This is a genomic window from Myxococcus virescens (genome assembly GCF_900101905.1).
Classification (GTDB): Bacteria; Myxococcota; Myxococcia; order Myxococcales; family Myxococcaceae; genus Myxococcus; species Myxococcus virescens.
Genome location: NZ_FNAJ01000005.1, coordinates 277,192 through 301,058, shown reverse-complemented (window position 1 = coordinate 301,058; position 23,867 = coordinate 277,192). Strand labels below are relative to the sequence as shown.

General features: G+C 69.4%; 20 protein-coding genes. 8 read left to right on the top strand and 12 right to left on the bottom strand.

What is annotated here, in order from left to right; translation table 11 throughout:
* The first annotated feature begins 95 nt into the window (after window positions 1-95).
* Together BLU09_RS17310 and lipB are read left to right on the top strand one after the other, a co-directional pair.
* Window positions 96-1,769 carry a ClpX C4-type zinc finger protein gene (locus BLU09_RS17310; RefSeq protein ID WP_244171799.1) on the top strand — a complete coding sequence of 558 codons (1,674 nt, stop codon included), beginning with the start codon at window positions 96-98 and terminating at the stop codon, window positions 1,767-1,769.
* The gene (gene lipB / locus BLU09_RS17305) at window positions 1,766-2,839 is read left to right on the top strand and encodes a lipoyl(octanoyl) transferase LipB (protein WP_090490644.1); all 1,074 of its coding nucleotides are present in this window, start codon (window positions 1,766-1,768) and stop codon (window positions 2,837-2,839) included. The genes BLU09_RS17310 and lipB overlap by 4 nt, the downstream gene beginning before the upstream one ends.
* Here lipB and BLU09_RS17300 read toward each other — a convergent pair.
* The 3 genes from BLU09_RS17300 to BLU09_RS17290 form a co-directional block, all read right to left on the bottom strand.
* Window positions 2,829-3,662, bottom strand: coding sequence for an MBL fold metallo-hydrolase (locus BLU09_RS17300; RefSeq protein WP_090490643.1), 834 nt, complete (start codon window positions 3,660-3,662; stop codon window positions 2,829-2,831). The genes lipB and BLU09_RS17300 overlap by 11 nt on opposite strands.
* A 49-nt stretch (window positions 3,663-3,711) precedes the next feature.
* Complete coding sequence (ribA, locus tag BLU09_RS17295) at window positions 3,712-4,386, bottom strand: GTP cyclohydrolase II (protein WP_090490642.1); 675 nt, start codon at window positions 4,384-4,386, stop codon at window positions 3,712-3,714.
* Window positions 4,387-4,502: 116 nt separating this feature from the next.
* Entirely contained in the window at window positions 4,503-5,735 is a 1,233-nt protein-coding gene (locus BLU09_RS17290) for a molybdopterin molybdotransferase MoeA (RefSeq protein WP_090490641.1), read from the bottom strand.
* Between the two features lie 195 nt (window positions 5,736-5,930).
* On the opposite strand from BLU09_RS17290, the gene BLU09_RS17285 reads away from it, so the two are divergent.
* From BLU09_RS17285 to BLU09_RS17275, 3 genes are all read left to right on the top strand, one after another.
* On the top strand, window positions 5,931-7,310 hold the full coding sequence (locus tag BLU09_RS17285) for a protease inhibitor I42 family protein (RefSeq protein ID WP_090490640.1): 1,380 nt from the start codon (window positions 5,931-5,933) through the stop codon (window positions 7,308-7,310).
* A 107-nt stretch (window positions 7,311-7,417) separates the two neighbouring features.
* Window positions 7,418-10,951 (top strand): ribonuclease R, encoded by a 3,534-nt coding sequence (gene rnr / locus BLU09_RS17280; RefSeq protein ID WP_090490639.1) that lies wholly within the window; start codon window positions 7,418-7,420, stop codon window positions 10,949-10,951.
* 52 nt (window positions 10,952-11,003) lie between these two features.
* Window positions 11,004-11,222, top strand: coding sequence for a DUF3185 family protein (locus BLU09_RS17275; protein WP_020478851.1), 219 nt, complete (start codon window positions 11,004-11,006; stop codon window positions 11,220-11,222).
* Between the two features lie 106 nt (window positions 11,223-11,328).
* On the opposite strand, the gene BLU09_RS17270 is transcribed toward BLU09_RS17275, so the two are convergent.
* Both BLU09_RS17270 and BLU09_RS17265 read right to left on the bottom strand, forming a co-directional pair.
* The gene (locus BLU09_RS17270; RefSeq protein ID WP_090490638.1) at window positions 11,329-12,114 is read right to left on the bottom strand and encodes a tetratricopeptide repeat protein; all 786 of its coding nucleotides are present in this window, start codon (window positions 12,112-12,114) and stop codon (window positions 11,329-11,331) included.
* A 147-nt stretch (window positions 12,115-12,261) separates the two neighbouring features.
* Window positions 12,262-13,461, bottom strand: coding sequence for a metallophosphoesterase (locus BLU09_RS17265; RefSeq protein ID WP_090490637.1), 1,200 nt, complete (start codon window positions 13,459-13,461; stop codon window positions 12,262-12,264).
* 158 nt (window positions 13,462-13,619) lie between these two features.
* On the opposite strand from BLU09_RS17265, the gene BLU09_RS17260 reads away from it, so the two are divergent.
* Entirely contained in the window at window positions 13,620-14,375 is a 756-nt protein-coding gene (locus BLU09_RS17260) for an SDR family oxidoreductase (protein WP_186817642.1), read from the top strand.
* Window positions 14,376-14,402: 27 nt separating this feature from the next.
* On the opposite strand, the gene BLU09_RS17255 is transcribed toward BLU09_RS17260, so the two are convergent.
* Entirely contained in the window at window positions 14,403-14,924 is a 522-nt protein-coding gene (locus tag BLU09_RS17255) for a hypothetical protein (RefSeq protein ID WP_244171798.1), read from the bottom strand.
* Between the two features lie 161 nt (window positions 14,925-15,085).
* Here BLU09_RS17255 and BLU09_RS17250 point away from each other — a divergent pair, with 161 nt between their 5' ends.
* Complete coding sequence (locus tag BLU09_RS17250) at window positions 15,086-16,393, top strand: lipoprotein N-acyltransferase Lnb domain-containing protein (protein WP_090490634.1); 1,308 nt, start codon at window positions 15,086-15,088, stop codon at window positions 16,391-16,393.
* On the opposite strand, the gene BLU09_RS17245 is transcribed toward BLU09_RS17250, so the two are convergent.
* A complete protein-coding gene (locus tag BLU09_RS17245) occupies window positions 16,371-17,705 on the bottom strand; it encodes a sensor histidine kinase (RefSeq protein WP_090490633.1) in 1,335 nt (444 codons plus the stop codon). The two genes, BLU09_RS17250 and BLU09_RS17245, sit on opposite strands and share 23 nt — an antisense overlap.
* Before the next feature lie 19 nt (window positions 17,706-17,724).
* Between BLU09_RS17245 and BLU09_RS17240 the strand changes: the two genes are divergently transcribed.
* Window positions 17,725-18,279: a response regulator gene (locus tag BLU09_RS17240; RefSeq protein ID WP_261770585.1), complete on the top strand. Its 555-nt coding sequence runs from the start codon at window positions 17,725-17,727 to the stop codon at window positions 18,277-18,279.
* A gap of 8 nt (window positions 18,280-18,287) precedes the next feature.
* On the opposite strand, the gene BLU09_RS17235 is transcribed toward BLU09_RS17240, so the two are convergent.
* From BLU09_RS17235 to BLU09_RS17215, 5 genes are all read right to left on the bottom strand, one after another.
* Entirely contained in the window at window positions 18,288-18,845 is a 558-nt protein-coding gene (locus BLU09_RS17235; protein WP_090490631.1) for a type 1 glutamine amidotransferase domain-containing protein, read from the bottom strand.
* A 141-nt stretch (window positions 18,846-18,986) separates the two neighbouring features.
* Entirely contained in the window at window positions 18,987-20,192 is a 1,206-nt protein-coding gene (locus BLU09_RS17230) for an ABC transporter permease (protein WP_090490630.1), read from the bottom strand.
* Between the two features lie 27 nt (window positions 20,193-20,219).
* Window positions 20,220-21,668 (bottom strand): efflux RND transporter periplasmic adaptor subunit, encoded by a 1,449-nt coding sequence (locus BLU09_RS17225; RefSeq protein WP_090490629.1) that lies wholly within the window; start codon window positions 21,666-21,668, stop codon window positions 20,220-20,222.
* A gap of 45 nt (window positions 21,669-21,713) precedes the next feature.
* Entirely contained in the window at window positions 21,714-22,460 is a 747-nt protein-coding gene (locus tag BLU09_RS17220) for an ABC transporter ATP-binding protein (protein WP_020478849.1), read from the bottom strand.
* Window positions 22,457-23,752: a TolC family protein gene (locus BLU09_RS17215; protein WP_090490628.1), complete on the bottom strand. Its 1,296-nt coding sequence runs from the start codon at window positions 23,750-23,752 to the stop codon at window positions 22,457-22,459. The genes BLU09_RS17220 and BLU09_RS17215 overlap by 4 nt, the downstream gene beginning before the upstream one ends.
* Window positions 23,753-23,867: the final 115 nt, after the last annotated feature.

Here is a 23,867-nt window from a genome sequence, read left to right as displayed (position 1 = left end):
TGGTGGCCCTGGAGCCGGGCCGGGAAGCGCCTGGTGCTGGGGCCCGCGTTCGAGGGCCGCGCGCGGGTGCCCCGAGCCGGTTAGGCTCTCCCCGTATGGCCGAGAACCCTCGCGAGCTGATCCGCGCCGCGCAGTCCGCCGAGACACAGGGAGACGTGGCCCGTGCGGTGGAGTGCCTGCAGAAAGCGGCGGAGCTGTACCGTCAGGCGGGGCACCCGTCCCGCGCGTTGCAGCTGCTTCGCCATGCGCAGCGGTTGGACGGCAGCCGCGCGGACATCGCGGATGCGGTGAACCGGCTGGAGTGGATGCCGGAGCCTCTGCTCGCGCGGCCTGGGACGGACGCTGACGACGAAGAGGGCTTGCCTGCATCCGGGGTGGTGCATTCCCTGGCGTCGGAGTTGTTGCCGGACGTCGTCCACCGGCAGCGGCTCATCGAGGATGCGCTGCGAGAGGCGGCCCTGCACGCCGGTGACGACGCGCCTCGCGACGCCGCCCAGGCCTGGGTCATCGAGACGGAGGTCGCGGAAGATCTGCAGCGGCTCGAAGTGCAGATTGCGCGCATCGCGGGTGTGGTCGCAGGGGCGGAAGATTCCTCGTCGCCACCGGATGCGACCGTGGACGTGCGGAGCGGTGTCGCGTCCATTCCGGTTTGGAGCGCGGGGGCGACTGGACGGAGCGTTCCCTCCGCGTCCATGCCCGCACCGGAGGTCGCCTCAGCGGCCACGCTCCAGGATGGCGTGGGCGAGCAGGAACTTCTGGGCGTCGAGGCGTCCACGACGCGGCTTGCGTCAACACGCCTGGCGGGTGAGGCAGAGGAAGGACCCGCAGGAGCGGACATCCTCACGGATGCGCGGCTTCGGCGTCGCAGAGAGGCTCGGATCATCGAGCGCGGCCCTACGCGTGCGGATGCCGCGCTCGACGCATGGTGCTCCTTCTGTTGCCGTCCGCGTACTGACACGGGGGACCTGGTCGCGGGGCCTGCGGGCGCGTTCATCTGTAAGAGCTGCCTGTTCGAGTCGCAATCGCTGCTGGGTGACGTCACGCTGGAGCCTTCGCCCACGGTGTCGCGGCCGGAACGGCCCGTGACACCTGTCTTGGGGCTCGTGGGGCAGGGCGTGACGCAGGCGCTGCTGACGCAGTCGCTTGCGGCCCACGCGCGGACCCTCTTGGTCATCGGGCCCGAAGGCAGTGGCAAGAGCGTCTGGTTCCAGCAGCTCCAGCGAGAGGCCGCGGGCGTCATCACCCCCGTCGCGGAGCTGGACGTGACGACTTCCTCTCGCACGCTGCTGGTGGAGGACGTGGACCGCCTGGACGCGACGTCACACGCGACCCTGCAGGCCTTCCTGGCCCGGGACCGCCGCCCCGTCGTCCTGCTGAGCGCGAGGGGCCTGCGCACGGAGGATCGGGGCCTGAGCCTCCGCGGAGACGCATCCAGTGTTTCCGTGTCCACCACCGCCGCGCTGACTCAGGCCGTGCGCGGAGCCGTGCCCACGGACATCCTGGAGCACGTGCAGGTGCTCCTGCCGCTCCAGGTGCCCACACCCTCTGAATTCGTGGAGATCGCTCGCCAGCGCCTGGCCTCGCGAGAGCCCGCGGTCTCCGTCTCGGAGGAAGTGCTCATCGCGCTGGCGCAGGCGGCCAGCCGCTCGCCGCGCGCGGGCCATGAGCTGCATGCCCTCCTCAACCGGGTGCCCACGGGAACGTGGAGCATGGCGCCCACCGTGAAGCCCTCGCCCACGCGGAAGGCTCGAAAGAAGCGAACGTCATGAACACCATCACCGTCTACCGCCTGGGCCGAGTGGAGTACGAGGACGGGCTCAAGCTGATGCACCTCTTCAGCGAGTCACGCCGCCAGGGGCTCTCCGGCGATGCGCTGCTCCTCTTGGAGCACCCGCCCATCCTCACCCTGGGCCGTGCCGCGAAGCGCGAGAACATCGTCGCCAGCGACGCGCAGCTGGCGAAGGAGGGCGCGGCGGTCTTCGAGACCAATCGTGGCGGCGATGTCACCTACCACGGCCCCGGCCAACTGGTGGGCTACCCCATCTTCCTGCTGCCGGAGGACCGACGCGACGTGCGCCGTTACGTGCGCGACGTGGAGCGCTCCGTGATGCAGGTGCTGGCCCAGTGGGGCATCACCGCGGGCCCCATCCCCAAGTGGCCCGGCGTCTGGATTGGCGCGGAAGGTGCTCCGGACGCGCGGAAGATCGCCGCCATTGGCGTGCACCTGTCGCGTTGGCTCACCACGCACGGCTTCGCGCTCAACGTGAACACGAACCTGGACCACTTCCAGCTCATCGTCCCGTGTGGCATCCGAGAAGCAGGTGTCACGTCCATGCAGCGGGAGTTGGGCCGCGCGCTCCCCATGGCGGAGGTGGAAGAGGCCATCGCCAGCAGCTTCTGCACCGTGTTCGACAGCGAGCGCGTGGACGCGCCGCCGCCGATGCGGACGGTGAGCATCGCGGTGGTGAAGGGCCGTGGTCCCGAGGCACGGGTGCTGCTCGTGCGCCGTCGCCCGGAGCGGGGCGGTTTCTGGCAGGTCCTCACCGGGAGGCTCGAAGCGGGTGAGTCGCCAGCGCAGGCCGCGGCGCGGGAGCTGGAGGAGGAGACAGGCCTCCGCGTGCCGCTGGTGGACCTGGACTACCGCCACGCCTTCGCCCTGGGAGAGGCGCTGCCACCGCACCTGGTGGAGGAGAACGGCTTCGCCGTCCACGTGCCGCCGGACGCGGACGTGCGCCTGGGCGCGGAGCACGACGCCTTCGAGTGGGTGGACGTCCCCACGGCCCTGGAGCGGTTGCCCTTCCAGGGCCTGAGGGAGACGGTGAAGCGCGCTACAGCTTGATGACCAGGGACTCGCGAGCGGCGATGGCGTCGGGGCGGTGCTTGCGCACCTGACGCAGCAGCCGGTCCATGCCCGCGTCATCGCGTGACGGGTCGTGGTGGAAGAGCACCAGCTTCTTCACCCCGGCCTCGTCCGCCGCATGCACCGCGGCCTGCCAGGTGGAGTGGCCCCAGCCGGTGCGAGCCGGCCCGGTGCGGCCGTGGTACTCGTCCTCGGTGTACATGGCGTCGTAGATGAGGACGTCCGCGTCCTGGGCGAACGCGTAGAAGGCCGCGTCCATGTCGCTGCCGTGCTCCAGGTCAGTGGCGTACACCACCGAGCGGCCCTGGCACTCGACGCGATAGCCCATGTTGCCGCCCGGGTGGTTCAGCTCGATGGTGTGAACCGTCGCCGGGCCCAGCTGCAGCGTCTGCGTGGCGGCCAGGTCCGTGTACGTGAGCTGCGCCCGGAACACGCCGTCCGCCGTCACCGGGAAGTACGGCGGCACCATCTGCCCGCTGAGGAGCTGCTTCACCGACTGCCCGTGCCGCGCCGGACCATAGACAGTCAGGTCGCTCGTGGGCAGGTACATGGGCCCGAAGAAGGGCAGGCCCTGCAGGTGGTCGTAGTGGTAGTGCGAGATGAAGATGGAGCCCTTCACCGGCTTCTTCTTCGCCACCAGCGCATGCCCCAGCGCGCGCGCGCCGGTGCCCAGGTCGAAGATGAGCAGCTCGTCCCCGCAGCGGACCTCCACGCAGGGCGTGTTTCCGCCATAGCGCTTCGTGTGCGCGCCCGGCGAAGGAATGGAGCCGCGCACCCCCCAGAAGCGCACCTCGAAGGGCACGCGGACCTGGTTGCGCGCGACGGTGTTCCGTCGCCTCGCGGGGGGCTTCTCAGCCTGTCTTGGCTTCCGTGTCGTCGTCCTCGGCGAAGAGCTCAATCAGGTGCCCCGTACGCTCGCGCTTCGTCCTCAGGTAGTCGACGTTATGCGGATTGTGCTCGGTCCGGGAAGGGATTCGACGCCGGACGGGAATGCCTTCTTCGACCATGCCCGCGATCTTCAGCGGGTTGTTGGTCATCAGGTCCACCGAGCGCACATCCAGGCTCCGCAGCATCTCCGCCGCGATGTCGTAGGTGCGCAGGTCGTCCGCGAAACCCAGCTGCCGGTTGGCTTCGTAGGTGTCCAGGCCCTTGGACTGCAGGGCGTAGGCCTTGATCTTGTTCCCCAGGCCGATGCCGCGCCCCTCCTGCCGCAGGTACAGCACGACGCCCTGTCCCGCCTGGGTGATGAAGTCGAGCGAGCGGTCCAGTTGCTCGCGGCAGTCGCACTTCAGGCTGCCAAAGACCTCGCTCGTGAGGCACTCGGAGTGGATGCGCACCGGCACACCCTCGTGTCCTGAAACCTGTCCCACCACGAGCGCGACATGCTCCCGCCCGTTGCGCTTGTCCCGGAACACGATGGTCCGCAGCGAGCCGCGCCCGGTCGGGATGTCCGCCTCCGAGAACCGTTCCAGGTGTTGCGTGTGCTTACGGGTCGGAAGGACCTGAGGTGAGCGTGTGTCCGACATGTTGAGTCCTCTCCAGATGCGGGCCCCTGTTTGGAGTCCTCAGGTTCTCAAGTCAAGGCGGCTGGTGCTTTCGAGCACGAGCCCCCAAGAGGATGCTCCACGGCGCCCTTCGTTCCTCAGGCCACCCATGAGAGCGGAAGCAGTTCTACCGCGTCCCCCTCCGTCAAACTGCTGGCTTCCCGAGGGAAATGCAGCAGATGGGTGGCCGCCGCCGCAGAACGCAGGGCACCAGACGTTTGTGTCGCCAGCGGACGGGCCCACAGGTTGCCTTCTCTCCAAGCCGCCGTGACGCGGACGAAATGCGCCAGGCCAGGGGGCTTGGTGAGCTTGCCTTCCAGGCGTCCAGCCACACGTCCGGGCTCCACCTGTGCATGCCCCAGCAGCTTGCGGAGGGCTGGGCGCACAAAGAGCTCGAACGTCACCAGGGAGGAGGTGGGGTTGCCCGGAAGTCCGAAGAACAGCGTGGCGACACGACGGCCCACCACCAGCGGCTTTCCCGGCTTGATGGCGACGCGCCAGAAATGCTGCTCCACGCCCAGCTCAGCCAGCACCTCCTTCACGTAGTCGCGCTCGCCCACGGACACCCCCGCGCTGGTGAGCACCACGTCGAACCCGTCCAGCCGGGAAAGCGCGGCCAGTACGGCGTCGCGCGTATCCCGAGCGATGCCCAGCTGCGTGGGAATGCCGCCCGCGCGGCGGACCGCCAGCGCCAGTGACGGAGCATTGGTGTCCACGATGCGGCCGTTGGGTGGCTCGTCCGCGTGGCACAGCTCGTCGCCCGTGGAGAGGATGGCCACTCGCGGCGCGCGCGACACAGGCACAGCCTGTCGGCCCTGGGCCCAGAGGAGGCCCAGTTCGGGGATGCCCAGCGCCGTGCGGCGTGCCAGCAGCTGCTGCCCCTCCCGAGCGTCCTCGCCCCGGGGCCGCACGAACTGGCCCGGGGCCACCGCTTCGAGCACGTCGACCTGATCCGCGCCGCTCTGGTCCACGGGCCGTGTCCGCTCCCGCATCACCACCGCATCCGCACCCGTGGGGAGGGGAGCGCCCGTCATGATGCGGGCGCATACCCCGGAAGCCAGCGCCTGACTGCCCACCGCGCCAGCGTAGATGGTCTCTCCGACGACGAGCCGGACGGGCAGGGGACCCGCCAGGTCCGCGCTGCGCACCGCGTAGCCATCCATGGCCGAGTTGTCCCAGGGAGGGAGTGTCCGCTGCGCCATCACGTCCTCGGCGAGCACGCGCCCCAGTGCGTCATCCAAGGGCAGCCACTCGGAGGGAAGGGGCGCGCACAGGGCCAGGATCTGCGACCGGGCTTCTTCTTCCGGCAGCAATGTGGCGGAGTCGTTCATGCCCGGCTTATAGCCATGCCGTGGCTTTGTGGCTTGGACCCGTTCACGAACAAAGTCCGTGAGATAATCAAGTGTTAGTTTGACAGCCTACCTGATCATCGTTACAAGCAACGGTGATCGCGAGGCTTGCCTGCCCTCTGGGCAGGTCCGCCAACCCGTTGAAAGGACACGGGAACTCTCAAGGAGACTGCGTCGATGGCCAAGCCCAAGTCCGGGGCCAAGAAGACGACTCCCGCTGGCAAGGCTGGCGCAAAGCCCGCTGCGAAGAAGGACTCCGCTGCCCGGCTGGATCTGATCAAGAACGCCTCCAAGCGGGTGGCGAAGGCGGCGACGAAATTGGCGAAAGCGGCATCGGACGTAACGAAGGGGGCCAAGAGCGCAGTGAAGAAGGCCGCGCAGGAGAAGGCCACCGCGAAGAAGGCCGCTCCCGCTGGGAAGACGGCCTCGGCCGCGAAGGCAGCCCCCCCGGCAGCGAAGACCCCGAAGGCCCCTCCGGCGAAGGCGCCTCCCGCAGCGAAGTCCGCCGCGAGCGCCAAGGCGGCGAAGGCGAGCGCGGTACCTGCCGCCCCTCCGGTGGAGAAGCCCCGTCCTCGCGCCACCAAGTTACCGCCTCCGGGCGAGCCGCTCACCAAGCGTGAGATGGAGCAGTTGCTGACGGCCGGCGAAGGCCGCGGCGTCACGGGCGAGGGCAGCCTCAAGGGCCGCCTGGTGGTCACCAACGACATGCCGCACCTGGTGGTCGTCGGGCGCGACAAGCGCGAGCTGACCTTCCTCCTCCAGGGCCCGGATCAGGAAGTCCTCCCGGCCTACGTGGACCACAAGGTCTCCGTCAGCGGACTCATCCGCAAGACGACCAACCACGCGGGCGTGGTGGACGTTCGCAAGTACTCGGCCAAGAAGCCGGATGCCGAGGTGGTGGAGGCGGCCCCGGCGGAGACGGAGGCGCGGCTGCGCTACCTGTCGCCCGGTGAGGTCTCCATGGTGACGGCGGCCGGCATGGGCGCGGGCATCAAGGGCTTCGCGGGCGTGCGTGGCAACCTGGAGATGACGGGTGAGGAGTTCGTGCTCGTCGTGTCCAATGGCGGCACGCGCCAGCAGGTGTCGTTCATCATCGAGGGCAAGGCCGCTGGCAAGGCCCTGCGCAAGCACGTCGGATACACGCTCCAGGTGCAAGGCATCGTCGACAAGACGTCCGGCTGGGGCGGCCGCATCCTGGCGGAGAACGTGGAGCTTCGTCCGTCCGAAGCGCGCGCCGTGTCGCGGGACGAGATGGAGCTGGTGCACATCGAGGGAGAGGTCCCCACGTCCGTGGACGTGCGCCTCAACCACGGCCTCACCGTGCGCCTGCCCGAGCACCCCGGCTTCACCTGGGCCATCGAGCCCACGGTGGCCAAGCGCGTGGGCCTGCGCGAAGCCAACTTCGAGCCCGCGCCCGAGGACGGTCCCGGTACCCGCGAGTTCTTCTTCACCCCGCGCAACCCAGGCGCCTTCGAGGTGGAGTTCTTCCTGGCCAAGGCGCTGTCGCCCGGCCTGGTGGACCGCTCCTTCAAAATCAACGTCACGGTCAAGCCCTGAGGGTCGTCGCCCGGAACAGGTTCCGGGGGGCGGCCGGTCGCCGGGGGGTTCCCGTCCGGCCGCTTCGGGCTTACCCGTTCCCGTAGCGGCCGAGCCGCGACCCCACCGTGAGCCTTTCTCAAGACCTTCTCAAGCAGATCCTCGCTGAAGCAGACCACCCGCTGGGCATCAAGGAGCTTCTCCGGCTCGCGGGCCTGCACCCCGGACAACAGACGGAGCTCAAGCGCGCCCTGCGCGAGCTCGTCCGTCAGGGCGACATCCTCAAGGACGGCAAGCGCTTCGTGCCCCGGCAGCCATCGCGGCGCGAGGCCGACGTGCGTGCAAGGGAGCAGGGCGCTCCCACGGCGTGGCGTCAGCGCGGCGCCGCCGAGCCCCGCGAGGGCGGGCCGAACCGCGGACCTCGGCATGCCGGGCAGCGCGCGCCGGGTCCTGGCGGCTTCGCGGCCCGCCGGCATGAGCCGGGGGCGCGCGGCAAGAGCGCGGGCTGGCAGGAGCGGGGCCCAGGGCGTGATCGCCGGGGCGCTTCGAAGCATGGAGGGGGCTTCCGGCAGGAGCGGGCGGAGTGGCCCGGCCGCCGGGGTCGTTTCAGCGAGGTCGAAGAGGACGGCCTGCTGGAAGGCATCCTCCACGTCCACCGGGATGGCTTCGGCTTCGTGCATCCGCTGTCGGGGGAAGGAGACAACGTCTTCCTTCCGCCGCACGAGGCCCAGCGCGCGCTCGACAATGACCGGGTGGTGGTGGCCGTCTCGGGGCGGCCTCCGCGCCTGGAGGGTCGGATCGTCCGGGTGGTGCAGCGCCGTCGCGAGCTGGCGGTGGGCACCTACGTCGTGAAGGGCCGCTACGCCGTGGTGTACCCCACGGATTCGAGCCTGCCCGGCCCCATCCGCGTGCCGCTGACGCAGATGGCGCGCGAAGGGGACCTGGTGAAGGTCCAGCTGGGCATTGGTGCCCAGATGCTGGACCCGGACCGGGGACTGCACGGCGAGGTCGCCGGCTCCCTGGGCAAGCCCGGCACTCCGAGCGCCGAGGTATTGGGCGTCGCCTACTCGCAGGGGTTCTCCGACGAGTTCCCGCCGGAGGTCATGGCCGAGGCGGACCGCTACGCGGTGACCGTGACCGAGGAAGAGGCCCGCGGCGAGCACCGGCGCGACCTGCGCGCCATTCCCCTCATCACCATCGATGGTGAGGACGCGCGCGACTTCGACGACGCGGTCTGCGTGGAGGACCGGCCGGATGGGTGGCGGTTGGTGGTGGCCATCGCGGACGTGACGCACTACGTGTGGGAAGACAGTGCGCTCAACGCGGAGGCGCTGCGTCGCGCCACGTCCGTGTACCTGCCGGACCGGGTGCTGCCCATGCTGCCGGAGCGGCTGAGCAACGGCATCTGCTCTCTACGCCCGGACGAGGACCGGCTGTGCATGGTGGCGGACATGACGTTCGACCGCCGGGGCCACCGTCGCACTTACGACTTGTATCCGGCGGTGATGCGCAGCGTGGCGCGGTGCACGTACAACGAGGTGCAGGACGTCCTCGACGGCAAGGACGTGCCGCACCGCAACGCGCACAAGCCCCACTTCGAGCGGCTGATGTCGCTGGCCCGCGCGCTGATGAAGATGCGCAAGGAGCGCGGCGCCATCGACTTCGACCTGCCCGAGCACAAGGTGGTGCTGGACGAGGAAGGCCTGCCCGCGCGCATGGACAAGCGCGAGCGCAAAGACAGCCACCGCCTCATCGAGGAGTGCATGCTCGCCGCCAACGAGGCGGTGGCGACCTTCTTCCAGGACGAGGGCCTGCCTACGGTGTACCGGTTCCACGGCGAGCCGGACCCGGAGAAGCTGGCCACGTTCGCCGCGCTGGCGGAGGCTTATGGCTTCAAGATGCGCGTCGAGGACGGCGTGTCGTCGAAGGAGCTGGATGCCTTCGTCAGCCAGCTCCAAGGCCACCCGGAGCAGCGGGCGCTGAACCAGCTCCTGCTGCGCTCCATGATGCAGGCGGTGTACACGTCGTCCCGCGTGGGCCACTACGGCCTGGCCGCCGAGCACTACCTGCACTTCACGTCGCCCATCCGCCGCTACCCGGACCTGCTGGTGCACCGGCTGCTCAAGGCGCACTGGGCCCGGAAGGGGCGCAAGCCTTCGCAGTCGATGCTGGAGCGCGAGGAGGACCAGCTCGAGGACATGTCCGCTCAGTGCTCCGAGCGCGAGCGCGCGGCGATGCAGGTCGAGCGGGAGGTGGTGTCCTTCTACGCGTGTCTGTTGATGAAGGACCGCGTGGGCGAGGAGTTCGCCGCCACCGTGGCCGCCATCACCGACTTCGGCTTCTTCGTCGAACTGGACGAGGTGCACGTCGAAGGCCTGGTGAAGGCCGAGACGCTGGGGCCCGGGGCGAAGCTGGACAAGCTGACGCACTCCCTGGTGTACGCGAATGGCCGCCGGGTGCGCGTGGGACAGAAGCTGCGGGTGCGGCTGACGTCCGTGAACGTGACGGCGAAGAAGATCGACTTCGAGGCGCTCCAGTTCGACGGCGAGGCGCCGCTGAGCCGTGTCGCGACGCGGGGCGAGCATCCGCAGCGGCGTCAGGCATGGACGGCCGAGGCACCGTCGCATCGCGAACGGGATGGCCGGCGGGAGCGGGCAGGGCGCCCGGGCCGCCGCGAACGGGAAGCCGCCGTGGCGAGCCGGGGCGCGCCCTCCGGGCAGTATGAGGAGCCAGGCCCGGGCCGCCCGCGTGGACGCTTCTCCCGCGAGGGCCGTCGTGAGGAGGCCGCGCCGCACCGGAAGGAGCCTCGGTTCCCGCCCAGGGCGCCAGAAGGACAGGAACCGTCTCGTTCCGAATCGCCCGCGTGGCCCAAGCGCAGGACGTTCATCCGTCCGGAGCCGCAGGCTCCGGCGCCCGTGTCCGCTGAAACGGCCGAGCCACTTCCGCCCGAAGCGCCGTCCGCGCCCGCTCCGTGGGAATTGCCGGCGGGCGAAGACGCCGCCCGGTCTCCACACCCAGGCTTCGACCGGATTCGCGCGCTGGCGTCCCAGCGTCAGCGGGGGCCTGAACCCCGCGGCCCGTCTCACGGCCGGTCGTTCCAGAAGCCGAAGCCGCAGGGCGGCCCAGGGACCCGGTTCCCCGCGCCCAAGCCCGGGCGCGAGTCCGAGGACGACAGGGCATTCTCGATGGAGCCCCCGCGCCCGCCGCCCGAGGCGCCCGTCGAAGCGCCCCCGCCTGTTCCCAGCCGGGCCGTGACGGAAACCCCGATTCCCGTGGCCCCGGAGCCCGTGCGAGCCGAGCCCGTGAGCGTCGAGCCGCCCGTGACTCCCGCGCCCGAGCCAGAGGCGGCTGCGCCGAAGCGGAAGGCTGCGCGGAAGAAGGCCGTGGCGAAGGCAACGCGCACCCCGGCGCGGAAGAAGACCGTCGCGGCCGGCAGCGCCAGGCAGGCCGCCGCCACGAAGGCCAAGAAGCCCACCGCCAAGGCGAAGAAGGCTGCGCCTGCTCGGGCCGCCGTGAAGGCCACCAAGGTGGCCGCGTCGAAGTCCAAGGCGAAGGCGCCGTCGAAGAAGGCCGCGAAGCCCGCCGTGGCGCGTGCCGCGAAGCCAGCGAAGGCTTCGGGAGCCGCGAAGAAGAAGGCGCCTTCGGGGCGAAAGAAGCGCTGAGATTGACGCGGGCCTCCTCCTTCAAGGGAGGCCCGTGACTTCAGGAGGCAACGTGAGCTTCGTCCGGCTGCTGGGTGTCATGCTCGCCATCGCGGGCGCCGTGTTGCTGTGGTCCGGGCTGAAGGCCCGGGACTCGCTCGCGGAGCGGGCCACGGAGTTGATCACCGGCCGGAACACCGACCGCACCACGCTGTATCTGGCGGGAGGCGGCGCGGCGTTGGTGGGCGGAATCCTGATGGTGCTCGCAGGCGGAGGCAGACGGCGCCGCTGAGCCGTGGGCCAGAAATCCAGATGGCCGCCATCGGCTGAAACACGAAGGGCCCGGAACCGGCTCGCGGTCCCAGGCCCTCGTGTACGGTCCGGCTGGCTGCGGTGGGTTACTGCGCGGGCGCCGCCGCCTTCGCGGCCTTCTGTGCCTCACCGAACTTCTTCGTCATCTCCGCGAACTGCACCTGGTACTCGTCCATGCGCTTCTGGTGCTCGTCGGCGCGAGCCGTCGCTTCGGCGACGACTTCCTTGTTCTTCGCGTTCTCGGCCGCCTCGGACAGCGCCATCTCCTTCTGCTGCCGCTCGAACTCCATCAGGCGGCCCATCACCACGCGCTTGTTGAGGTAGGTGTTGGCGGAGTTGGGGTTGATGGCGATGACCTGGTCGTAATAGCTGAGCGACTTCTCCAGGGACTCCTTGATGATGGGCGCGCCCATGGAGCGGGCGCCGCCGCGCTGCGCGTAGATCTCCGCGATCCACCCGAGCGACGCCTCGTCCTTCGGCTCCAGCTTGAGGGCCTCGTTGAAGTACTTCTCGGCGTCCTCGGTGGTGCCACCGGTCATGTACATGCTGGCCAGCGTCCGGTAGATCTCCGCCTTCTCCGCGGGCGTCGTCTTGAGCTCGCCCATCTTCAGGACGGCTTCGGCGGCCTCGTTCATCTGCCCCATCTGCATGTGGGCGAAGGCCTTCTTCTCCCAGACCTTCTCCTGCTTGGGGTCCGCCTGGAGCGACAGCGCGTAGGCCGCGGCGGCTTCCTTGAACTCCTTCTTGCTCAGGTGGTCGCTGCCGACGATGCGGTGCTTCTTCGCGGTGTCGTCCTCGGCCTTACACCCGACGACTGCGCCACCCAGCGTGAGCGCTCCGACCAGCAGACCGACTTTTCCAAGGCGCTTCATATCTGTGCCTCTCAAGATTCTTGAGGACCCACCCTCACGGGTCCTGATTTGCCGGGGAGCATACCCGAAGTCGAGCCGCCGCGGCCCTTCGCCCGATGGCCTGCTCCCTGGTGAGCAGGCAGGCCGCGCACCGGATGTCCCAGTGCGTCATGCTGTCAGCACGAGCTTGACCAGCTCTGGCGGGCTGCCGACGCGCATGGGCGGTCCCCAGAAGCCGCAGCCACGGCTGACGTAGATGTTGGAGTCACCGTGCGCGTACAGCCCGGCGGAGTGCTCCCACGCCAGACCAATCAGCATCGTCATGGGAACGAGCTGTCCACCGTGGGTGTGCCCCGAAATCTGCAGGTCCACGCCGCGCTCCGCCGCCACCTTGAAGTTCGCGGGTTGGTGCGCCAGCAGCACCGCGGCGCGGTCGGAATCCCGCCCCGCGAGCGCCAGCTCCAGGTCGTAACCCTTCTTGTTGCGCCGCCGGCCACCACTCCAGTCATCCACGCCCACCAGGTCGAAGGATGCGCCCTTGTCCCCGATGGAGACGTGCCGGTTGCGCAGCACCGAGATGCCCAGTGACTCCAGGAAGGCCGACCACTCCTCGTCACCCGAGTAGTAGTCGTGGTTCCCGGTGACGAAGTAGCTGCCGTAGCGGGACTTCAGCGCGGCGAGCGCGGACACGTGGCCGCCCAGCGAGGCCACGTCGCCATCCACGAGGTCTCCCGTGATGGCGAACAGGTCGGGGCGCAGCGCGTTGGCCTGCTGGACGAGCGCGTCCATGTAGCGGCGCTGGATGAAGTGGCCCACGTGGATGTCGGTGAGCTGCACGATGCTCAGCCCGTCCAGGGCCTTGGGCAGCTTGGGAATCCTCACCGCCACTTCAGTGATGAGCGGCGGCGAGAAGGCGCGCCAGCTTCCGTAGGCGGCCAGCCCGCCCCCCGCGACGAAGGCGGTGCCGGCCACGGCCTGGCCCAGGAATCGCCGCCGGTCCTCGTCCACGCTGGGGCTGGGGGCTGGCGTGGGAGGCGCGGGCGGGGCGCGTGGCCGCATCCGTCTCGCCAGGGCCGTGAGCCCTCGGCCAGCGTCCGTCAGGAGCAGGGCGATGACGAGGCAGAGCGCCACGCCCATCCACGTGTACACCGCCATGGTGAGCAGCCCTTCGGCGCTCCCCGGAAGCAGGTCCAGCACGGTGCGCCGGTTCCCCAGCACGCCCGTCATCAGCACGAGCACGCCGATGGCCAGCAGTCGAGGCAGGCGGCCCCGCACCAGGGGGCGCACCAGCCGACGGTACAGATACAGATGGCCCAGCACCGCGCCGAGCCCGATGAGCATCGAAAAGGAGAAGAGTCGCAGCGGCATGACGGAAGGGGCGGGGAGGGGTCTCACGGTACCACGGCACGGCCCGCGGTGAGCCTGGCGCCGAGGTGGCGAAGCGCCCCCCACGGGGGCCGGTCGGGCTCGCGGGGCGTCAGGGCGCCTGATAGAGGCACACGCGTCAGCCTGGGAGGACCCTGGACATGGACAAGGTCATCGTCATCACTGGAGCAAGCAGCGGCATTGGCGCGGAGCTGGCGCGGCAAGCGGCCGGGAAGGGCGCCCGACTGGTGCTGGCCGCGCGCCGCAAGGCGGAGCTGGAAGTGGTGGCCGGACAGTGTGGGCACGAGGCACTCGCCGTGGTCACGGATGCGACCCGGCGCGCGGACATGGAGCGGCTGCGTGACGCTGCGCTCGCCCGTTTTGGCCGCATCGACGTGTGGGTGAACAACGCGGGGCGGGGCATCACGCGTTCCGTGGCGGACCTCACGGACGATGACCTGGAGGCCATGTGGCGCGACAACGTGAACAGCGCCCTCTATGGGATGCAGGCGGTGTTGCCGCACTTCCAGTCACGCGACGCCGGGCAGTTGGTGAATGTCTCCAGCACCCTGGGGCGGCTGCCCATCGTTCCCCACCGTTCGGCGTACAGCGCGGCCAAGCATGCGCTCAACGCGCTCAGCGCCTGTCTGCGCCAGGAGCTGCGTGAGACGTACCCGGGCATCACCGTGACGGTGGTGATGCCCGGCGTGGTCGCCACGGCTTTCGGGGACAACGCGCTCGGTGGAGGGCCCGATTCGCGGGGGCTGCCAGGGGCGCAGCGCGTCGAGGATGCCGCGACAGTCATCCTCGATTCCATCGAACGTCCGCGTGCCGAGGTCTACACCCAGGCGGCGACCCAGGCCCAGGTGGAACGGTACTACCAGGATGTGGAAGCCTTCGAGCGGGGAAGCACCTGACGCAGCCGAGCCGCCCCCGCGGCGACGTCAGAGCACCCAGGCGCGCCGGGTGTTCACGTCGCTCTTGAAGCGGTGATAGGGGTTTCCGGAGTCTTGCACGATGATGGTCTCCGACCCGTCGTCCAGGATGGCGGTGACCCGGATGTCGTTCAGGTTCCAGTTGTCACCGGTCTCAAAGGGGTTTGACTGCCCGGATTGAAACCGGATCGCGAACTCGCGCATCTTGCTGTAGAGGACGCCGCTGGGGAGCTCGACTTCCACGGTGCGCGTTGACCCGTTGGGCCAGTTCGCGCCGTTGTTCAGGTTCTGGCTGATGGAGATGTGGTTGTCATTGAGCGCCGTGTAGCTGAACTCAGCGAAGGCGTTGCTCGCCTGGCGCAGGTCGTCGCTTCCGGTGACGATGCGGACACGGAGGTGCGTCACCTGCCGGTCACCATCCACGGCCTGTGCCTTGCCAGGGGTCATGAAGAGCATGGCCACGGCCAGGGTGGCTGTGACGGCAGCCACGAAGCGCCTGGAATACGTGTTCGGGGTGTGGGTCGTGTTCATATGAGACTTCTCCTTGCCAATTCGGAAGTGGGTGTGTGTGTCATTGGCTCGCTGCACGACGCCCGCGAGCCGATAGGAACCCTGCCTTGGCGCGTTTCATGTGAACACTGCCAATCTTTTTGCACTGCCCTGACCCCGCGGGCATGGGGCATTGCCATGGGATGGCGAGACACGCGGTGCTCATCGTGGTCGTGGCCCTGGTCCGCGCGGCGGCGTTCGCCGCGTCCCCACCCGAGGGCTTTGGCGGACATCCGGAGTCCCTGCGCATCCGGCTGGTGACGATTGGCCCCGGCGCGGACATGCACCAGCGCTTCGGTCACAGCGCGCTGTGGGTCGAGGACACGCGCCTGAAGACAGGCGTCCTCTACAGCTATGGCACGACGTCCATCGCGAATGGGGGACCGGTCCGCTTCCTCCTGGGCCGGCCGACGTTCTGGGCAGCACGCTTGTCCGTGGAGCGGACCTTCCTGCTGTACCGTGCGCTGGCGCGGTCCATTGACGTACAGGACCTCATGCTCACGGTGGACCAGCGTCAGCGGCTCCTGGCGCGGTTGGAGCGAGACGTCCAGCCCGCCTCGCGTGAATATGCCTATCATCCGCTCAGGGACAACTGCGCGACGCGTGTGCGGGACGTCCTTGATGAGGCATTGGGTGGCGCGCTTCGGGACGCGCTCACGGAGCCGGCGCGTGCCACCCAACGAGAGCTCCTCCGGAGATACATCCAGACGCATCCGGTGTCGGAGCTGCTCTTGATGTTATGGCTGAACGACGCCGTGGACGCGCCCGCGACTCAATGGGAGGAGGCCTTCCTGCCTCGGGAGCTCGCCAGACTGCTCATGGGCGTGTCCTACGTGGATGGCTCCGGCAGGCGCATCCCGTTGGTGAAGCGTGAGGGGGCCACATCTCCGTCCATGGACGCGCCCGCTCCTGTCGACGCAGGCTGGGAAGGAACCTCCACCTGGCGGCTTGGCGCAGGAGGCGCGGCCCTGGCCGTCATCCTCGCGTTCCTGCGTGGGCGCGGCACACACCGGATGTTCCAGATTCTCTTCGGCCTCTATCACGCCGTGTTCGGGCTCACGCTCGGCGCGGCGGGCGTGGCGCTGGGTGGGTTGATGCTGTTCTCCAGGCTCGATGTCATGCAGGGCAATGAGAACCTGTTGCTGGCCAATCCGCTTGCCTTCGCGCTGCTTCCGCTGGGCATCCTCATGATGTTTGGCAGCGAGCGCGCGGAGCGCTGGGCACGCCGATGCGTCTGGCTGCTCGCGGCGGGTTCGCTGCTCGCGGTGGTGCTCAAGCTCTTGCCCTCATTCGACCAGGACAACCGCAAGCCCATGGCCTTGTGGCTGGTGGCGAACGTCGGACTGGGGCTCGCTCACGCCTGGCGGTTGCGCCGGCCGTCCACGGCGCCTGCGCCTGCCGCCGGGGTGAGAGAAGGGGCCCGTGGCGCTACCCGCTGGTGGGCAGCGTGACTTCGACCCGTGCGCCTCCCTCGGGCGGGTTGCAGGCGCGCAAGGTGCCGCCGCTTGCCTCGACGAGCCCGCTCACCAGGAGCATGCCCAGCCCAGCGCCCTCTGGCTTGGTCGTACCGGCCCGGGGGCGTTCCCCCTCCAGCAGCCCCGGTCGGAAGCCCGGTCCGTCATCGCTCACGCTGAGCAGGACGCCGTGCAGCGTCGGGTTCGGCTCCACGCTGATTCGGACCGTGCGCGCGCCTTGCCGTCCATCCCCCTCACAGGCGTTCACGAACAGGTTGGTGACCACGTGCGTGAGCCCTCGCTCTCCACCGACAATCCGGACGCTGACGTCGTTGGCGGCGGCACGCGCCAGGCCCGCTGTTTCTTCCAGCTCGAACCGGACCCGGGCGAACCTCGCCTGGACGACCTCGATGGCGCGGCGCAGCGTGGCGCCCACGTTCACCGCCGTCGCATCTTCAATCACAGTCAGCTCGCCCAGCGCCCGGGCCTTCACGCTCTCGATGAAGCTGCTCAGCTCACCCAGGTCTTGGACCAGGGCGCTCGCATGGCCGGGCGCGCTGGCGCCCATGGGCTCGCGGAGGAGGAGGTCGGCGCGCAGCCTCGCCGCGGACAGCAACGTGCGCACGTCGTGGTGCTCGCGCAGCAGCGCGCGCAGGTTCGTGCGTGCACGCTCCATGTGGGCACTCGCGGTTCCGGCCTCCAGGACCAGCCGCCGTGCGATGCCACAAATCACCGAGGCGAAGACGCCCGCGCTGCCGATGAAGATGAACAGGAGCATCAGATCCTTCGCTCCGTAGGTGGCGTTCCTGGCATTGACGTGGAGGTCGAGCGCCGTCAGGCCCCCCATCAACAGGAGGTTGGCCGCCGTCCCAATCCACGCGGCCCCGGGCGACAGCCGCAGCGCGGTGATGAAGGCCACCGCGATGGCCGCTGCGGGGTCCGGCATTCGCAGCAGCCCGGTGTAGTGAGGGCCATGCCAGAGCACCGTGGAGAGGAGGGACGCATGGGCGAAGACGGCGTCCAGCACCGTGGAGGCCACGAGCAGCTTCGCGCCGAACAGCCGCCGCCGAGCTGCCAGCAGCGCCATCGCCGACACCGCGATGCTGCCCAGCAGCAGGGGAAGCTGGAGCCATGCCGCCGCGGCACCGCCCTCGGCGTGGGCTCCACCCAGCGCAAGGAAACGCGTCAGGATGAGGGCACTGAAGACAATCCGGCCCACGCTGACCAGTGCTTCGCCCTCGTTCGAAGCGTCGGATAGCACCCGCTGCGCCATCTGCTCCATCGCGGGCGGTCGGGGACTCTCTGGCATTCATGGTAAATTGCCATGGGTGGGGCGGGTCCGACATCTCCTGGTCGTCGAGGACGCCACGCGTCTGGCGCGTGCGATCGAGGAGGCGTTGCGCTCTCGCGTCGAGCGGTGCACCCATGCCGCTTCGCTCGCCGCGGCGCGTCAGGTCCTCCGTCATGATGCGCCCGACGCCGTCATCCTGGATGTCAGCCTTCCGGATGGGGACAGCATCGAGCTGCTGGCGCCGCTGTGTGAGCTGGAGCCGCTGCCGCACGTCATCGCCATCAGTGGGACGGCGACGGCGGAGCAGGCCTTCCAACTCGCGCAGGAGGGGGTGCGTGCCTTCCTTCCCAAGCCGCTGGACCTCGCGCGGCTGGAGGCCGTTTGGCTGGAGACGCTGGCGCGTCCCCCCGATCTGGTCACCGCGCTGCGGGCGAGCGCGGGACGGGTGCCTCTGCACGGCTTCGAGAGCCTCGTCCGCGACACGTTGGTGGACGAGGCCCTGGCGAAATCCGAAGGGAGCGTGCGCGGGGCCGCGAAGCTGCTCCGCATCTCGCGTCAGCTCCTCCAGCACATTCTCAGCGGCCGGAAGTAGACGCCCTGTCAGGCGCGGGCTTCCTGCTCTCCTCGGGCGCCCGCGCCCTTCAGGTCCTCGATGATGGCGCGGCTGAAGTCCTCGAGGTCGTCCGGCTTGCGGCTGGTGATCCAGTTGGCGTCCCGCACCACCGCCTCGTCCTTCACCTGGACATTGGGGATGCGGCGCAGGTCATGCTGAATCGTCGTCCACGCGGTGAGTGTCCGTCCGTCCAGGATGTCCGCGGAGATGAAGAGCTGGGGCCCGTGGCACACCGCCGCGATGAGCTTGCCGCGGTCATCAAACTCCTTCACGAACTGGACGAAGCGCTCGTCGGCCCGGAGGTTGTCGGGAGAGTGCCCGCCGGGGATGAGCAGCATGTCGAAGTCCTGCACTTGGACATCGTCGATGCTCCGCTCCACGCGGAACGTCTCCTTGCCTTGCTTGCCGGCGACTTCCTCTCCGGCCTTCTTTCCGATGAGGACCACCTCGTGGCCCTCCGTGCGCAGCTTGTCGTAGGGAACCCTCAGCTCGGAGTCCTCGAAACCGCTCCCCACGATGCACGCGATTCGCTTGCCATCCGCCATGTCGTCCCTCCTCGAGTCAGGCCCGCAAACATGTGCACCCTGTGCAGTCCCGGCCCGGAAGAGGAGGGCTTGAAACGCGCTCGGGCGCCGTGCCCGCCGCCTGCTCGGCGGACGGGCTGGCGCCCGAGGCCAGGACTCCGGCTACTCGTAACGGAGCGACTCGATGGGCGCGAGGCTCGCCGCGCGCCGCGCCGGCCAGATGCCGAAGAACACCCCCACCGTCGCCGAGAAGGCGATGGCCACGATGATGGCCTCGGGTGCCACCACCACCGTCCAGCCCGCCATGCGCTGGAGCATCGCCGCGCCGCCCATGCCCAGCAGCAGGCCCAGCGTTCCTCCGGCCAGGCACAGCACCAGGGACTCCACGAGGAACTGGAGCATGATGTCCGTGCCGGTGGCGCCCAGCGCCTTGCGCAGACCAATCTCGCGCGTGCGCTCCGTCACCGACACCAGCATGATGTTCATGATGCCAATGCCTCCCACCAGCAGGGAGATGGCGGCGATGCCGGCCAGCAGCAGGGAGAACGTCTGCGTCGTCTCCTGCATGGTGTTGAGCAGCGAGGCCTGGTCGCGGATGTTGAAGTCCGCGGGCTGCTCAGGGCGCAGCCGGTGCTCGCGCCGGAGCTTCTGGTCGATCTCCGCCATCGCGTCGTCCATGGACGTGTCGCTCACGGCCTGCACCGCGATGGAGCGGATGCGGTCGCTGCCCATGACGCGGAACTGCGCGGTGGACAGCGGGATGTAGAGGCTCTCATCCGGGTTGTTGAAGCCCTGCGCGCCCTTTTCGGCCAGCACCCCGATGACCTCGAAGGGAATGCCCCGGATGCGAATGGACTCGCCCACCAGGGACGCGGTGTCCGTCAGGCCCAGCTGCGCACCGGCCAGGGCGCCTAGCACCACCACCCGGCGGCGGCCCTTGTCCTCCGCGTCCGTGAAGAGCCGGCCGTTCGTGATCTGCCCCTGGTTGACGCGGAAGTAGTCCGGCCAGGTGCCCACGACGGACAGGTTCGCGTTCTTCGCGCCGTACTCCACCTGGAAGCGCGACTCGATTTCCGGCGCCACGGCCTGGATGTGGCGCGCGTTCTCCCGCAGCGCCTCCGCGTCGTCGATGGTCATCGACGCCTGGGCGCGAATCATGCCGCCCGTGAACGCCTGACCCGGGCGCACCGTGAGGACGTTGGTGCCCAGCCCCTGGAGCCGCTGGGCCACCGAGCGCTGCGCCCCTTCGCCCAGCGCGACCATGGTGATGACGGCCGCGATGCCGATGACGATGCCCAGCATGGTCAGCAGCGACCGCAGCTTGTTGGCGAGGACCGCATCGAATGCGACCCGGATGATTTCACCCATGACGTGTCCTCCTGATGGGCCTGGGGGTTAGCGCGGTCCGCGCGGGCCACCACCCGCGCCGGGAATCACGCCGCCCGACATCTGGCGCATCCGCTCGGTGCTCTGCTGCTGCTGCTTCTGGAGCTTCGCCACCGTGATGAGCACCACCTGCTCGCCATCCTCCAGGCCACTCACCACTTCCGTGCTCTCCCAGTCACTCAGGCCCAGGGTGACGCGCCGGGGCTGCGGACCGGTGGGGCTCTGCACGAAGACGACGCCCTGCCGCGTGTCCGTCGCGCCCTGGACATCCTCGCGAGCCCGGCGGCCCGCGCGGCCCTGGCCTCCGCCGCCCTGGCCTTCACCCATGCCGCCCTGGCCCCTGGCGGGCACCGCGCCCGGCCCGGCGCCATTGGCCACTGCGGCGGTGGCGCCCGCGCCAGCTTCTCCCACGGCCGACACCGTCGTCGGTCCGGACGGCGCGCCCGGGTGGCTCGAGGCACCCGGCGGCCGCATCACCGCGCGCAGCGCTTCTTCGGAAACACCCACCGCGGCGGCCGCGGTCCGGGCGTCCCGCACGCCCACCACCGCGGTGTTGGGCACGGTGAGGGCATTGCGGCGGCGGGAGATTTCAATGGCCACTTCCGCGTTCATGCCCGGCCGCAGCAGGCCGTCCGGGTTGTCCATCCGCACCAGCACCGGGAAGAGGGTGACGTTCTGCTCCACCAGGGCCTGCGGTTCGATCTTCACCACCTCGCCGATGAAGGTGCGGCCCGGGTAGGCCTCCATGGTGACGCGCGCCTTCTGGCCGGGCTTGATCTGCCCGACGTCCGTCTCGTCCACCTTGGCGCGCACCTGCATCACCGACAGGTCCGCCATCTTGAACAGCGCGGTGCCACCGGACACGTTGTTGGTGGCGGAGGCGATGATGACGCCCGGTTGGATGGTCCGCTCCAGGATGGTGCCGGGGCTGCGCGCGACGATGGTGACGTCCCGGCTGCGCTCACGCGCCAACTGGAGGTTCGTCTCCGCCCGCACCTTGGTGGCCCGTGCCGTCGCGGACGCGTCCACGGCCGTCTCGTATTCCTGCTGCGTCACGTAGCCGTCCTTGCGCAGCGCCTCCATGCGCTGGCGCTGGGCCTCCGTCGTGTTCAGCCGCACCCGCGCGGACTCCAGGTCGGCCTGGGCCTGCGCCAGCGCGTTCTGCACGTCGCGCGGCTCGATTTCCGCCAGCAGCGTGCCCTCGGCAACGGTGTCGCCCGTGTCGTAGTGGACCTTCAGCACCTCACCGGAGGCCTGGGACTTCACCTCCACGACGCGCAGCGGCTCCACCAGGCCCGCGGATTCGGCCACCACTTCCATGTCCCGGCGCTCCACCACGGCCACCGCCGCCGAGCGCTCGTTCGTCTTGGGCTCCTCGCCGCGCTGGGTGACGTACACCCCCGCGCCGAGAAGGAGCGCCGCGCTGCCTGAGATGATCCACTTCTTCGTCTTGCTCACGACGACCTCCCGTTCCCTGGCCCACGCAGCGAGCGTGGCGAATATTCAGTCCCGATTCCGCTCATCCCGCTCGATGACGCCGTCCTTCAGGAACAGCACCCGCTGCGCATGCGCCGCGATGTCCGATTCGTGGGTGACGAGCATCAGCGTCTGACCCTGGCCATGCAGCTCGCCGAAGAGGGCCATGATCTCCTCACCCGTGCGGCTGTCCAACGCGCCCGTGGGCTCGTCCGCCAGCAGCAGGGCGGGCTGCGTCACCAGCGCGCGGGCAATGGCCACGCGCTGGCGCTGACCGCCGGACAGCTCGTTGGGCCGGTGGTCCATTCGCGCGCCCAGGCCCACCTTGTCCAGCATCGCCGCCGCGCGCTCGCGCCGCTCCTTCTTGGGGATGCGCGCGTAGATGAGCGGCAGGGCGACGTTGTCCAGCGCGGAGGCGCGGGGCAGCAGGTTGAAGCTCTGGAACACGAAGCCCAGCTCCCGGTTGCGGATGCGGGCCAGCGCGTTCTCCGACATGCCCGCCACCGGCTGGCCGTTGAGCCAGTACTGGCCCTCACTGGGGACGTCCAGACAGCCGATGAGGTTCATGAAGGTGGACTTGCCGGAGCCGGACGGGCCCATGACGGCCACGTATTCATTGCGGCGGATGGTGAGGTCCACGCCGCGCAGCGCGCGCACCACCTCGGAGCCCATCGTGTAGTCCTTGCGCAGGCCCTCCACGCGGATGACCACGTCGGAGATGTCCCGCGCCGGGCCCGTGCCCGCCTGCTGCTGGGGATGGGTGGACGTGCTCACAGCGGCCTCCCCGCGAGCGCTTCCAGCTCCGCGCGCGCAATCCGGTAGTCGAAGCGGGAGGCCACCAGGTTGATCTCCGCCGTCACCAGGTTCTCTTGGGACGTCAGCAGCTCGATGATGGTCGTGGCGCCCAGCTTGTAGCGTTCCTGCTGCACCTTCAGGTCCTCCTGGGCCACCGCGACGGACTCCGTGGCCAGGGCGATGCGGTTCGACGCCAGCTTGAGCTGGTTCAAGGACGTTCCCACGCTCGAGCGCAACGCGCGCCGGGTATCCGACAGCGTGGCCTGGGCCACCGATGCCTGCGTCCGCGCACTCACCACGCGCTCCTCGCGAACGAAGCCGTCGAAGATGGGATAGGACAGGCCCAGCCGGACCGACCAGCTCGTGCGGCCTCCGTTGAAGGCGGGCTCGTCATTGAACCAGTCATAACCGCCGGAGAGACGCACCGTGGGCAGGTAGGACGACCTGGCCACCTTCACGCTGGCTTCCGCCGCCCGAAGGTCCGCCTCCGCGGCCTGGATGGACGGCGCCTGGGCGGTGATTTCGTCCGTCAGCGCTTCGTCGGTGAGCGCGAAGGTGGACACGTCCTGGAGCTCCAACGGCTGAGCGTCCACCGGCCCATCCTCGCCGATGAGCCGGCCCAGCGACAGGGCCGCGGCGGCGTGCTGGGTCTGCGCGGAGAGCAGGGCCTCCTGCGCGGCGGTGAGGTCGTACTTCGCCCGCAGCACGTCGGAGCGCGTCGCCGAACCCACCGCCAGGCGCCGATCCGCGGCCTCCGCGTTCTGCTTCGCGCGCTCGATGCGGGACCTGGCGACCTCTTCCAGGCCCCCGGCGCGGAGGACTTCGTAATAGGAACGCTCCACGTCGAGCACCGCGGACGCGCGCTGCGCAATCAGTCCGGCCCGCGCGGCGCTGGAGCGCGCCTGGGCCTGCTTGCTGGTGGCGCCGCGCTGGCCACCGGTGAAGACGTTCCACGAGGCCGACAAGCCGGCGCTGTACGTGTCGCTGGGGGCGTTGAACACCGCGCCCGTGGTGGGGTCCAGGCGCTGGCTGCTGGCCAGCGAGCTGTTCGCGCTCGCGGACAGGTTGGGGAGGTAGGCTCCAAACGCGCTGCGCTCAGCGGCCCCTGTCGTGGTGACGGTGCCGGCGGCTTGCGCCACCTGGGGGCTCGTCTTCAGCGCCCGGGCGATGGCCTCCTCCAGGGAGACCGTTGTCATCGTCGTCGTTGCCTGGGCCAGACCCACGCCGGGCGCCGTCACCAGCCCGAGGAAGCCCAGGGCCAGGGCCGTCATCCGGTAGGGTTGCCGCTTCCACCACGGTGTCTGTGCGTTTTTCATCGCAAGCCGGGCCACTGCATTTGCCTTGCCACGGTCCAACCCATGGAAATGTGGAGGGAAAGTGGCGCCG